Annotated in this window: 12 protein-coding genes, 2 tRNA genes, 2 rRNA genes and 1 pseudogene; 13 read left to right on the top strand and 4 right to left on the bottom strand. The window is 40.3% G+C overall.

Going from position 1 to position 12,534, the window contains the following annotated elements; all coding sequences use genetic code 11:
• From rrf (ACIQXH_RS18885) to tsaD, 8 genes are all read left to right on the top strand, one after another.
• Positions 1 to 95: ribosomal RNA gene (gene rrf, locus ACIQXH_RS18885) — 5S ribosomal RNA — on the top strand; the annotation flags it as partial.
• A gap of 33 nt (positions 96 to 128) precedes the next feature.
• Positions 129 to 202: transfer RNA gene (locus ACIQXH_RS18880), tRNA-Met, on the top strand.
• 193 nt (positions 203 to 395) lie between these two features.
• Positions 396 to 511 (top strand): 5S ribosomal RNA (rrf, locus tag ACIQXH_RS18875).
• 34 nt (positions 512 to 545) lie between these two features.
• Positions 546 to 619, top strand: a tRNA-Met gene (locus ACIQXH_RS18870).
• Between the two features lie 220 nt (positions 620 to 839).
• Complete coding sequence (gene tsaE, locus ACIQXH_RS18865; protein WP_402875439.1) at positions 840 to 1,295, top strand: tRNA (adenosine(37)-N6)-threonylcarbamoyltransferase complex ATPase subunit type 1 TsaE; 456 nt, start codon at positions 840 to 842, stop codon at positions 1,293 to 1,295.
• Positions 1,292 to 1,984, top strand: coding sequence for a tRNA (adenosine(37)-N6)-threonylcarbamoyltransferase complex dimerization subunit type 1 TsaB (tsaB, locus tag ACIQXH_RS18860; RefSeq protein WP_402959443.1), 693 nt, complete (start codon positions 1,292 to 1,294; stop codon positions 1,982 to 1,984). The genes tsaE and tsaB overlap by 4 nt, the downstream gene beginning before the upstream one ends.
• Before the next feature lie 25 nt (positions 1,985 to 2,009).
• On the top strand, positions 2,010 to 2,462 hold the full coding sequence (gene rimI, locus ACIQXH_RS18855; protein ID WP_402959490.1) for a ribosomal protein S18-alanine N-acetyltransferase: 453 nt from the start codon (positions 2,010 to 2,012) through the stop codon (positions 2,460 to 2,462).
• The gene (gene tsaD / locus ACIQXH_RS18850) at positions 2,459 to 3,475 is read left to right on the top strand and encodes a tRNA (adenosine(37)-N6)-threonylcarbamoyltransferase complex transferase subunit TsaD (RefSeq protein WP_402875442.1); all 1,017 of its coding nucleotides are present in this window, start codon (positions 2,459 to 2,461) and stop codon (positions 3,473 to 3,475) included. Before rimI ends, tsaD begins: the two co-directional genes overlap by 4 nt.
• A gap of 257 nt (positions 3,476 to 3,732) precedes the next feature.
• Here tsaD and ACIQXH_RS18845 read toward each other — a convergent pair whose 3' ends face one another.
• Positions 3,733 to 5,652 (bottom strand): ABC-F family ATP-binding cassette domain-containing protein, encoded by a 1,920-nt coding sequence (locus ACIQXH_RS18845; RefSeq protein WP_403125289.1) that lies wholly within the window; start codon positions 5,650 to 5,652, stop codon positions 3,733 to 3,735.
• A 134-nt stretch (positions 5,653 to 5,786) separates the two neighbouring features.
• On the opposite strand from ACIQXH_RS18845, the gene moaC reads away from it, so the two are divergent.
• Both moaC and ACIQXH_RS18835 read left to right on the top strand, forming a co-directional pair.
• Positions 5,787 to 6,284 carry a cyclic pyranopterin monophosphate synthase MoaC gene (gene moaC / locus ACIQXH_RS18840; protein WP_402875444.1) on the top strand — a complete coding sequence of 166 codons (498 nt, stop codon included), beginning with the start codon at positions 5,787 to 5,789 and terminating at the stop codon, positions 6,282 to 6,284.
• Positions 6,285 to 6,320: 36 nt separating this feature from the next.
• Positions 6,321 to 6,980, top strand: a complete 660-nt coding sequence (locus ACIQXH_RS18835; protein ID WP_402875445.1) for a redox-sensing transcriptional repressor Rex — start codon at positions 6,321 to 6,323, stop codon at positions 6,978 to 6,980.
• 29 nt (positions 6,981 to 7,009) lie between these two features.
• On the opposite strand, the gene ACIQXH_RS18830 is transcribed toward ACIQXH_RS18835, so the two are convergent.
• Both ACIQXH_RS18830 and ACIQXH_RS18825 read right to left on the bottom strand, forming a co-directional pair.
• Positions 7,010 to 7,222, bottom strand: a complete 213-nt coding sequence (locus ACIQXH_RS18830; RefSeq protein ID WP_402875447.1) for a YdiK family protein — start codon at positions 7,220 to 7,222, stop codon at positions 7,010 to 7,012.
• Positions 7,219 to 7,941: a CPBP family intramembrane glutamic endopeptidase gene (locus ACIQXH_RS18825; protein ID WP_402959447.1), complete on the bottom strand. Its 723-nt coding sequence runs from the start codon at positions 7,939 to 7,941 to the stop codon at positions 7,219 to 7,221. The genes ACIQXH_RS18830 and ACIQXH_RS18825 overlap by 4 nt, the downstream gene beginning before the upstream one ends.
• 329 nt (positions 7,942 to 8,270) lie before the next feature.
• On the opposite strand from ACIQXH_RS18825, the gene groES reads away from it, so the two are divergent.
• Complete coding sequence (gene groES / locus ACIQXH_RS18820; RefSeq protein WP_402875451.1) at positions 8,271 to 8,555, top strand: co-chaperone GroES; 285 nt, start codon at positions 8,271 to 8,273, stop codon at positions 8,553 to 8,555.
• A 61-nt stretch (positions 8,556 to 8,616) separates the two neighbouring features.
• Positions 8,617 to 10,248 (top strand): chaperonin GroEL, encoded by a 1,632-nt coding sequence (gene groL, locus ACIQXH_RS18815; RefSeq protein WP_402959449.1) that lies wholly within the window; start codon positions 8,617 to 8,619, stop codon positions 10,246 to 10,248.
• 193 nt (positions 10,249 to 10,441) lie between these two features.
• Here the strand turns inward: groL and ACIQXH_RS18810 are convergent.
• Positions 10,442 to 10,686 (bottom strand): annotated as a pseudogene (locus ACIQXH_RS18810) (hypothetical protein).
• A gap of 246 nt (positions 10,687 to 10,932) precedes the next feature.
• On the opposite strand from ACIQXH_RS18810, the gene ACIQXH_RS18805 reads away from it, so the two are divergent.
• Entirely contained in the window at positions 10,933 to 12,489 is a 1,557-nt protein-coding gene (locus tag ACIQXH_RS18805; RefSeq protein ID WP_402875489.1) for an ABC-F family ATP-binding cassette domain-containing protein, read from the top strand.
• Positions 12,490 to 12,534: the final 45 nt, after the last annotated feature.

Here is a 12,534-nt window from a genome sequence, read left to right as displayed (position 1 = left end):
GTCACACCCGTTCCCATTCCGAACACGGCAGTTAAGCTCTTCAGCGCCGATGGTAGTTGGGGGTTTCCCCCTGTGAGAGTAGGACGCCGCCAAGCTATACTTTATAATAAATGTACCATTCATACCGTCGCGGGGTAGAGCAGTCCGGTAGCTCGTCGGGCTCATAACCCGGAGGTCGCAGGTTCAAATCCTGTCCCCGCAATCATGAAAAAAACGAAACGATGTTTCGTTTTTTTATTTTTACGAATCAATTGAATATTTTTTTGTGAAATAAGCCATACTATAATTAATGTTATGTTTTATTAATCCATCTCTTTAAAAAAGGAAAAGAAATTCCTTGCTTATCAGAACGATTTGTATTATAATAATATAAGTCTTAAAGAAAAAGTATAATGTTTGGTGGCGATAGCGAAGAGGTCACACCCGTTCCCATTCCGAACACGGCAGTTAAGCTCTTCAGCGCCAATGGTAGTTGGGGGTTTCCCCCTGTGAGAGTAGGACGTCGCCAAGCTGTACTTTTTATATAAATGTATCATTCATACCGTCGCGGGGTAGAGCAGTCCGGTAGCTCGTCGGGCTCATAACCCGGAGGTCGCAGGTTCAAATCCTGTCCCCGCAATCATGAAAAAAACGAAACCTTTGTTTCGTTTTTTTTGTTTTACCGGATTTTCATCTTATAATATCCATAACTTATTTGTTTCTTCTTTTGAAACAAGGTACACTACATATAGAATCTTTTTTTTAATCAATGGTGAATGAATGCGTTTTTTATAGGTAGAATTTAGCCCTTTTTTAACTGGGGATCAATTACTTAATTGAATGATAAAGGTGACGGATATATGCAACATTTCGAATGGATTTCTGAAAATGAGGAAGAGACGGCACAGTTTGCGCAGGAATTGGCTAAGAGGCTTCGCAGTGGCGATGTACTGGCTTTAGAGGGAGATTTAGGGGCAGGGAAAACTGCATTTACTAAAGGTCTTGCTAAGGGATTAGGGGTCTCACGTACGGTGAATAGCCCTACCTTTACGATTATAAAGGAATACAACGGTCGCTTACCCTTATATCATATGGATGTATATCGGGTAGGAGAGTCAGAAGAGGATTTAGGTTTTGATGAATATTTTGATGGCGATGGTGTGACAGTCGTGGAATGGGCCCATTTAATAAAAGACCAACTCCCCGAGGACATTCTGACCATTAATATTTATCGTCTTGGTGATACGAGTCGCCGATTTGTTTTGGAAGCTCATGGCGAACGGTATGTTATGTTATGTAAGGAGATAATTTCATGAAGGTTTTAGCGATAGATACATCGAACTTTACTTTAGGGGTTGCTTTAATAAATGGTACCCAAGTGATCGGAGAGTACACGACGAATTTAAAGAAGAACCATTCCGTTCGGGTGATGCCTGCAATCGAGTCTTTATTGAAGGACTGTGATACGTCTCCTAAAGAGCTGACGAAAATCGTTGTCGCTCAGGGTCCTGGATCTTATACAGGAGTTAGAATTGGCGTAACGATAGCAAAAACATTGGCCTGGACACTGAATGTTCCATTATCCGCTGTTTCTAGTTTAGAAGTGCTAGCAGCGAATGGCCGTTATTTTGATGGTTTGGTTTCCCCATTGTTCGATGCTAGACGTGGCCAGGTATATACAGGTTTATATGAATTTGATCATGGCACGTTAAAAACGGTCACGGAAGATTGTAATATTCTAAGCTCTGAATGGGCGATGAAGGTAAAGGAATACAATCGACCAGTATTGTTTGTTGGCCAGGACGTGGAGATTCATCGTGAGGCCATTACAGAAGTACTGGGGGATTTAGCTGTCTTTGCTCCTGTACAGTTGTATAATGCGAGACCAAGCGAACTTGCTTTTATTGGTTTGAATAAGGATGAAGTCGATATACACCACTTCGTTCCCAACTATATTCGTATGGCTGAAGCCGAAGCAAAGTGGCTTGAACAGCAGGGTAAATAAAATAAAAGGAAAGCGACCGATTATGATGAGCAAAACAATGACGTTTCGTAAGATGAAAACGGAAGATATCGAGCAAGTTTTGAACGTGGAAAAACAGTCCTTCACTTTGCCTTGGAGCCGGGAAGCTTTCTTTAATGAACTGAATCATAATGAATATGCTGTTTATATGGTTATTGAAGATGAGGGGAAAATTGCCGGTTATTGCGGGGCCTGGATTGTCATTGATGAATCGCATATTACCAATATCGCCATTTTACCCGAGTATCGAGGGCAAAAGCTTGGTGAAGCCCTGCTAAGAAAAATGATAGAAATCTCGATCAGCATGGGGGTGGTCCGGATGACGCTAGAGGTTCGGGTCAGCAATGCTGTAGCCATTTCCCTCTATGAAAAACTGGGCTTTCAAAAGGGTGGAATAAGGAAAAGATATTATACAGATAATCAAGAAGATGCTTATGTTATGTGGGTGAATTTCAGATGAAAAAAGATCAATTGATATTGGGTATTGAAACGAGCTGCGATGAGACAGCTGCAGCCGTCATTAAGAATGGAACAGAGATAGTAAGCAATGTTGTGGCTTCACAAATAGAAAGCCATAAACGGTTTGGTGGTGTCGTTCCGGAAATAGCGTCTCGTCATCATGTTGAGCAGATCACCATCGTATTGGAGGAGGCCCTGCTTCAAGCTGGTGTGACATATGAGGATTTGGATGCCATAGCTGTCACTGAAGGCCCAGGGTTAGTAGGAGCCTTGTTAATAGGCGTTAATGCAGCCAAAGCCATTGCTTTCGCGCATGGAATCCCTCTTGTGGGAACGCACCATATTGCAGGACATATATATGCGAATAGACTGGTACAAGAAATACAGTATCCTGCCCTTTCTTTAGTCGTATCAGGTGGACATACCGAATTGGTGTTATTGACTGAGCCTGGTTCCTTTAAAGTAATTGGGGAAACAAGAGATGACGCGGCAGGCGAGGCTTACGATAAAGTCGCAAGAACACTGGGGCTTCCGTATCCTGGGGGTCCACATATCGATAGACTTGCTCATGAGGGGACACCATCTTTGAAACTGCCAAGGGCTTGGTTAGAAGAAGGAAGCTATGACTTTTCTTTCAGCGGCTTGAAATCAGCTGTCATTAATACCTTGCATAATGCAGAACAACGTGGCGAAAATATTGAGCCGCAGGACTTAGCGGCAAGCTTCCAGGCGAGTGTTATTGAGGTTCTTGTGAAGAAGGCCGTCAAGGCTGCCAAGGAATATGAAGTGAAACAGGTATTACTTGCTGGAGGAGTTGCTGCCAATAAAGGGCTCAGAAATGCTCTTACGGATGCTTTTTCAGGTTTGTCAATGGACCTGGTCATTCCACCCTTGCATCTTTGTACGGATAACGCGGCGATGATCGGTGCTGCAGGCAGCATCATGTTTGAAAAGGGAAAACGCTCAGGACTAGATTTGAACGGAAATCCTGGGTTGGATATAGAAGTTTTCTAATGAAGGCAGGATACCGAACTTTGGTATCTTGTTTTTCTGTTTTTTACAAATCATGCTTATTTTGTGGATAAAATTTTTTCACTATTCAAAACACCTGTGTATAAATAGTAATTTTGTGGATAAGTGGATAAATTTTTGTGGATAGTGTGGGTAAACTAAAATAATGTTGATTCAGTCGTGCTTGTTATGTGTATAAGACTGTGGATAACTTATTGCTTCATAAGAAAAAGACTGAGTCACATGACCCAGCCTTCATCTTACTCTTCTAATTCGGCCCATTCTTCCAGATACTGATCTAATGTTTCTTGTGCCTTGTCCAGTTTCGTCTGTATGTCCATCACTTTTTCATGGTCTTGGAAAACCGCTGGGTCACATAGAAGCTCATTATATTCGGTAATTTCTGTTTCCAGCAATTCCATCGCCGATTCAATCTCTTCGATTCGACGTTTGCGTTGCCGTTCTGCTTTTTTCGTTTCTTTATCCAGTTTATAATTTGTTTTTTCGACCTTTATTTCTACTGTATTTGCCTTACCCTGTTGTTCAAGGGCTTCAATTTCAGCTTGCTCTTGTTTTTTCTCTACATAGTAATCATAATCCCCGAGGAATTCTTCATTGCCGTCCTTGGATAGCTCTATGATTTTTGTAGCGATTCGATTAATGAAGTAACGGTCATGCGAGACAACAAGAATGGTTCCAGGATAATCGATCAAAGCATTTTCAAGGACTAACTTGCTCTCCAGGTCCAAATGGTTAGTCGGTTCATCCAGAATCAAAAAGTTTCCCTTTTCCATCATCATTTTCGCTAAAGCAAGGCGAGCCTTTTCCCCACCGCTCAAAGTCGAAACGGTTTTCAACACATCGTCCCCGCTAAAAAGGAAATTGCCGAGCACTGTCCGGATATCTTTCTCCGGTTTAGTCGGGTAATCATCCCATATTTCATTCAGGACGCGTTTATTAGAAATGAGATTGGCTTGTTCTTGATCGTAATAACTGACCTCGACATTGGTTCCAAAGCGGAATTCCCCGGAAATCGGAGGGAGCTTTGAAATGACGGTTTTCAATAATGTAGATTTACCGACACCATTCGGTCCGACGAGGGCAATGCTTTCGCCTTTTGTCATCCGGGAGTTAATGTTTTGAGACACTGCTTCCCCCGCATAGCCGATGGCCAAGTTTTGAAGATGAAGCACTTCATTGCCACTTTGTTTTTCTATTTGAAAGGAAAAATTGGCGGATTTCTCATCACCCTGAGGCTTGTCCAATACGTCCATCTTTTCCAGCTGTTTACGACGGCTTTGGGCTCTTTTGGTCGTCGATGCCCTAGTTATATTACGTTGGACAAAATCTCGCAGTTTTTCTATTTCCCCTTGCTGTTTCTCGAATTGTTTCATTTCACGTTCATAGTCTTCTGCTCTTCTTTCCAAGTAGGAGCTGTAATTTCCATAGTACTTTTTCATGTTATTCCTTGAAATTTCATAGACCTGATTGACAACTTTATCAAGAAAATAGCGATCATGGGACACAATAAGTACTGCACCCTGATAGCTTTGCAAATATTGTTCAAGCCAAGAGAGTGTCTCGATATCCAGATGGTTTGTAGGCTCATCCAGTATTAAAATATCAGGTTTCTTTAAAAGTAATTTCCCCAAGGCAAGGCGTGTCTTTTGACCACCGCTCAATGTGGAAATTAAAGTGGAATGATCAAAATCTCCAAATTGGAGACCATGTAAGACAGAGCGGATATCCGCTTCATATTGATACCCGCCCTGTTCTTTGAATGTAACCTGGAGGGCATCATATTCACTTAACACCTTTTGGTAACGTATTTCATCTTCAAATGTTGCGGGGTCGGCCATGGCAGCCTCGAGTCGCCGTAGTTCTTTTTCTTGTCCAATCAGTTTTTCGAATACAGTCAGCATTTCGTCCCAAATGGATAGTTCGGATTCCAATCCAGTATCCTGGGCCATATAACCGATTGTAATGTCTTTTGGCTTGATGATTTCGCCACCATCATGAGAAATTTGACCGGCTATAATTTTTAGCAAGGTCGACTTTCCTGCTCCATTTCGACCGACTAGGGCAATCCGGTCTTTATTTTGAACTTCAAGCTTCATATTTGATAAGATTAGCTCAGCACCATAATATTTCGATAGTTGATTGATTTGTAATAGAATCATGGATTTCACCTCAATTGATTATTGTTAGTGTAACGTATTATAGTATTTAACGGCAACAGCTTTGGTTTTAAAGGTGAAAAACAAGCTGTTACATAATGTAGGATAATAGTGTATGATTTAGGAGGGGTAATTTTATGAGCGATTTAACGCATTTTAATGAACAAGGCAGAGCCAAAATGGTTGATGTGAGCACGAAGCCAGAGACAATCCGGACGGCAACAGCTCAATCCAGCATCTTATTGAACGAAGAAATATATGAAAAAATCACGAATCAACAAATGAAAAAAGGTGATGTATTGGCGGTAGCACAGGTTGCAGGCATCATGGCCAGCAAAAATACATCCAATATCATTCCGATGTGTCACCCCATTTCCCTACAAGGGGTCAATATAGCTTTTGATTGGGAAAAAGAAGAAAAAGGGTACCGGCTTAAAATTGAAACACAGGTTAAGACAAAGGGTAGTACAGGTGTTGAAATGGAAGCGTTAACAGCAGCATCTGCAACCGCATTAACGGTTTACGACATGTGTAAGGCACTGGATAAAGGAATGATTATCGGGCCTACATTTTTAGTGGAGAAAACAGGTGGCGTGTCCAGCAGTGATTACAAAAGGCAGCTAAATCAAATGTAATCATTTTAAAAGCATGTATAAAGGCGGGGAAGAACAATGAACCATGACCCAAAGATACCGCAAGCAACGGCTAAAAGGTTGCCCTTGTATTATCGATTTTTAAAAAACTTACATTCCTCAGGTAAACAAAGAGTTTCCTCAGCTGAGCTGAGTGAAGCTGTAAAGGTAGATTCAGCAACGATCCGCCGCGATTTTTCCTACTTTGGAGCACTTGGAAAGAAGGGCTACGGCTATAATGTCAATTATTTATTGTCTTTCTTCAGAAAAACATTGGATCAAGATGAACTGACAAAAGTAGCCTTGATTGGAGTGGGGAATTTAGGGACTGCCTTTTTAAATTACAATTTCATGAAAAACAATAATACAAAAATTGAAATGGCATTTGAAGTTTCTGAAGACAAGGTCGGAAAGACCATCGCTGATGTGCCGATCTATCATATGAACGAAATAGACACACTTTTGCAGGAAAACAATATTACGGTAGCGATTTTGACGGTCCCTGCCCAAGAGGCCCAGACGATAACCGATCGTTTGGTTCAGGCCGATATAAAAGGGATACTGAATTTCACTCCAGCCAGGCTGACTGTACCCCCATCCATAAGGGTTCATCATATTGATCTGGCGGTTGAGCTTCAATCGCTGATCTACTTTTTAAAGCACTATCCTGTAGTAGAAGAAGCTGTTCTAGAAGAATAAAAACACGCTGCGATTATGCAGCGTGTTTTTTATTTTTTGTTATTCTTTTGTATAGACTTTATCTTAAAGTGGATGAGAATCATACGGATCCCGGATCCCAAGTCAAGAGTCGCAATCAATACAAGGATATAGGCGAAAAATCCCCATCCGGAAGAATTGACTGTCTGGACGGCAATCGTTGTAAAGAGAATGCCCAAGCCTGCGTATACGATTCCGATGAATAAAGGTGACTGACGTTTCATAATAAACCTCCGATAAAGGCTTGTGCAGTATCTGACAATTTCTCGATATCTTCTCTATATACCACCTGGATAATGACAACAAGGGTATTCATAGCGACATGTGCGGCTATGGATACGAGAATACGGCCCGTTTTGGCATATAGGAAGGCAAAAGTGAAGCCCATTGCTGCATATAAAAGAAGATGTTCGAGTTCACCGTGTGCCAAGCCGAAAATAACCGAGCTGAGTAAAGCCGAAATGAAGAAATTAAAGCGTTTATAAAGCGATCCGAAAATAATTTTCCTGAAAATGATTTCTTCCAAAATAGGACCGATCACAGAGGTAACGAATATGACCATCGGAACTTTATAAATGAGTGAAACCAGATTTTGAGTATTTTCAGATTCAGTCTCCACCCCAAGCATTTGTTCGATGTTCCCAGCTATATTTTGAGCGAAAAAGGCTAGGAAGACACCCGCTATTGCCCATAGGAAGGACACGGGAACCGAAGTCTGTGTAAGCTCAGTATTTTCCTTCATATCTTTTCGCAACAAGAATAGAATCACTATTAGTGCTGCAAGAAAACTGAAGACGATCCAGTAAGCGGCCGATTTAACTTCGAGCTCATCACTTGGTATGCCCATTGCAGAACCAATCACCGTGAAAATCGGCATTCCGACAATACCCGATAATTGCATGGCAATGTAAGTAATGATGACGAACCAATATTCTTTTTTCAAAAATGAAAACTCCTTTAATTAAGTCCGCCATTTTTTTAGAGTCCTGACATGGGGACAATCTATAAACGTATATAAAAAGGGTATCAAAAAACAGCCCATAACACCACTTATAGGTATATAAAAAGAGAACATTTCCAAAAAACATTTTAGGAATCATTATCCTAGAGTAGTATACCCGAAATTTATCAGAAATTAATAAAAAAAATTCAACAAGATACTTGCAAAAAGGGCTCGATTTATTTAATATTATAAATGTGTTAGCACTCGGTGTTGATGAGTGCTAATAAATCAGGCAATTGATTTAAGAGAAAATGAGGAGGTTGTTTCACTTGTTAAAACCATTAGGTGATCGCGTTATTATTGAATTAGTTCAATCTGAAGAAAAAACGGCAAGCGGTATTGTTCTTCCTGATACTGCAAAAGAAAAGCCACAAGAAGGTAAAGTCGTAGCGGTTGGTACAGGCCGTGTCCTTGAAAATGGCGAACGTGTTGCTTTAGAGGTTGCCCAAGGCGATCTAATTATCTTCTCAAAATATGCTGGTACTGAAGTTAAATACGAAAATAATGAATACTTAATCTTACGTGAAAGCGATATCTTAGCTATCATTGGCTAATTATACATCATACTTAACTGAACGAAAATTTTTCTTAAAATGATTAGGGAGGTACTTATACATGGCTAAAGAAATTAAATTTAGTGAAGAAGCTCGCCGTTCAATGCTTCGTGGCGTTGACGCTCTTGCAGATGCAGTAAAAGTAACGCTTGGACCAAAAGGACGTAACGTGGTTCTGGAGAAAAAATTCGGTTCACCGCTTATTACCAATGACGGTGTAACAATCGCTAAAGAAATCGAATTAGAAGATGCTTTCGAAAACATGGGTGCGAAATTGGTTGCTGAAGTAGCAAGCAAAACAAATGACGTAGCTGGTGACGGAACGACTACTGCAACGGTTCTTGCGCAAGCAATGATCCGTGAAGGTCTTAAGAACGTAACAGCTGGTGCTAACCCAATGGGTATCCGTAAAGGGATGGAAAAAGCGGTTAATACTGCGATTGCAGAATTAAAAGCCATTTCTCAACCTGTTGAAAACAAAGAATCGATTGCACAAGTTGCTGCTATCTCTTCAGCTGATGAAGAAGTAGGACAATTGATTGCAGAAGCTATGGAACGTGTAGGTAACGACGGCGTTATCACAATCGAAGAATCAAAAGGCTTCACAACTGAATTGGACGTAGTAGAAGGTATGCAATTCGATCGCGGATATGCATCTCCATACATGGTAACTGATTCAGATAAAATGGAAGCGATTCTTGAAAATCCATATATCTTAATCACTGATAAAAAAATCACGAACCTTCAAGAAATCCTTCCTGTACTTGAGCAAGTTGTACAACAAGGAAAACCACTATTATTGATTTCTGAAGACGTGGAAGGCGAAGCACTTGCAACTCTTGTTGTGAACAAACTTCGTGGAACATTCAATGCAGTGGCAGTTAAAGCTCCTGGATTCGGTGACCGTCGTAAAGCTATGCTTGAAGACATCGCAGCTCTAACAGGCGGCGAATTGATCACGGAAGAAATCGGCCTTGACCTTAAATCTGCAACAATCGATTCTTTAGGACGTGCTTCTAAAGTCGTTGTTACAAAAGAGAACACAACAATCGTTGAAGGTGCTGGAGACACAGCTCAAATTCAAGCTCGTGTAAACCAAATCCGTGTTCAATTAGAAGAAACAACTTCTGAATTCGACCGCGAAAAACTACAAGAACGCCTTGCTAAATTAGCTGGTGGAGTAGCAGTAATCAAAGTCGGAGCAGCTACTGAAACAGAACTTAAAGAACGTAAACTTCGTATTGAAGATGCATTGAACTCTACTCGTGCTGCTGTTGAAGAAGGAATCGTAGCCGGTGGTGGTACAGCTCTTCTAAACGTATACAATAAAGTGGCAGAAATCGAAGCAGAAGGCGACGTAGCAACAGGCGTGAAAATCGTTCTTCGTGCAATCGAAGAGCCGATTCGCCAAATCGCTCACAATGCTGGACTTGAAGGATCTGTAATCGTAGAACGCCTTAAAGGCGAAGCAATCGGTACTGGCTTCAATGCCGCTACTGGAGAATGGGTGAACATGATCGAAGCGGGTATCGTCGATCCTACTAAAGTAACTCGTTCAGCTCTACAAAACGCTGGATCCGTGGCTGCTATGTTCTTAACAACAGAAGCAGTTGTTGCTGATAAACCAGAACCTGCTGGCGCTGGCGGCGGAATGGGAATGCCTGACATGGGCGGAATGGGCGGCATGATGTAATAACTCCGCTTGAAATTCAGTGAAAATAGTAATGTTTTCCTGAATAAGATCTGAAAAAGAGGTTTTCCATGAGTTCTTTGAACTTTTTGGGAAGCCTCTTTTTTCACATGAAGATAAACATGTCTTCATTCTTGTGCCAGAATCGTTTCATTATTTGTGAAAGACTTACCCCTGCCTCAGCTAAGAGAGGGCATCAAGCCGTATATGCGAAAACAATATTGAAACAACGTATTTCGTCTTTATCTTTATTTTTCCTCTTTTGTATTTCCTCTGTCACGACAAAAGCAAGATCATCATTTCCGAATAAGGATTATACCCCCATAATGGTTTCATCCGATACTTCACCGGCTTCATCTTTTGTTACGGTTAATTCGATGGCTCAATGCCAGGTTCGAGATCATGATTGATGCACCACTGCGAAAAGACGAGGATCATCATCTTTTCTTGACCTTGGCAGTTTTCGATGATTTTTTCTTCCAATTATTTCTGATTCATATAAATACTCCTTTGAAGGATTTAACAAGATTAGTATACACCCATCCCTTTTTTTCAAATTTATCCCATACGACTATTCCATTTTCTATGTTATAGTTCAATATTGAACTATAAAAATCAGATGAACGATTTTATAATTATTTCCTAAAACTAAACGAAACAAAATAAAATTTAAATGAGGTTAAATATATGAGTGTATTAACGGTTACAGACCTAAACCATGGTTTTGGCGATCGTACGATTTTTGATAATGTTTCCTTCCGCTTGTTAAAAGGTGAACATATAGCTTTAATTGGGGCAAATGGCGAAGGTAAATCGACGTTTATGAATATCATTACAGGGAAACTTCAGCCTGACGATGGAAAAATAGAGTGGTCAAAGCACCAACGAGTCGGTTATCTTGATCAACATACGGTTTTACAAAAGGGAATATCAATCCGTGACGTATTAAAAACGGCTTTTCAATATCTCTTTGACGTTGAAACGAATATTAATACCATTTATGAAAAGATTTCAGATGTTACACCTGAAGAAATGGAAAAGTTGTTAGAGGAAGTTGGGACATTACAGGACATATTAACAAATAATGATTTCTATATTATTGATTCTAAGGTAGACGAAGTGGCACGTGGCCTTGGACTTGATGGTATAGGATTAGAAAAAGATGTTAATGATTTAAGCGGTGGGCAACGAACGAAGGTTTTATTAGCTAAGCTTTTACTTGAGAAACCAGATATTCTTCTTTTAGATGAGCCTACAAACTATTTAGACGAACAACACATTGAGTGGTTAAGACGTTACCTGCAAGAATACGATAACGCTTTTTTATTAATTTCTCATGATATTCCATTTCTTAATAGCGTTGCAAATGTGATCTACCATTTAGAAAATCAGAAATTAAATCGCTACGTGGGTGATTACAACCATTTCCTTATTGCCTATGAAGCTAAAAAAATACAAGTTGAAGCTGCCTTTAAGAGACAACAATCAGAAATTGCTAGTTTAAAAGATTTTGTAGCTCGTAATAAGGCAAGGGCATCTACCAGCAGCCTTGCCATGTCGAGACAGAAAAAACTCGATAAAATGGATGTTATTGAAATAGCACAGGAACGACCAAAACCTGATTTCAACTTTAAAGAAGCAAGGACCTCAGGTAAATTAATTGTTGAGACGAAAGAATTTGTCATTGGATACGATGAGCCACTTTCAAAGCCGTTAAATCTTTATATAGAGCGTGGACAAAAAGTAGCTTTAGTTGGAGCAAATGGGATTGGTAAGACTACACTCCTTCGTAGCATGCTCGGAGAAATAAGATCTCTTTCTGGTTCACTTGAACGCGGTGAACATCAGTATATTGGATATTTTGAACAAGAAGTGAAAACGAAAAATCAAAACACGTGCATCGAAGAAATATCGAATACGTTTCCTCAGTTAAGCCAAGGACAGGTACGCGCTGCTCTTGCGAGATGTGGGTTAACTAGAAAACATATTGAAAGTAAAATATCCGTATTAAGTGGTGGAGAGCAATCGAAAGTCCGGTTATGCAAACTCCTTAACCAAGAAAGCAATATCCTTGTTTTTGATGAGCCAACCAACCATTTGGATAAAGATGCAAAAGCTGAGCTAAAACGAGCTTTGAAATCGTATAAGGGAAGCGTAGTCCTTATCTCTCATGAACCTGATTTTTACCAAGACGTAGTAACAGATATTTGGGACGTAGAATCATGGACAACGAAAACCATCTAAACTTGAACGATCCGAGTAGGAGTCGCCATTTTAAAAAGGAAGGCC

This window comes from Peribacillus sp. NPDC097225, assembly GCF_044761955.1.
Taxonomy (GTDB): domain Bacteria; phylum Bacillota; class Bacilli; order Bacillales; family DSM-1321; genus Peribacillus.
Note: the sequence above shows the minus strand (reverse complement) of the source record. Positions and strands in the feature narration are given on the sequence as shown.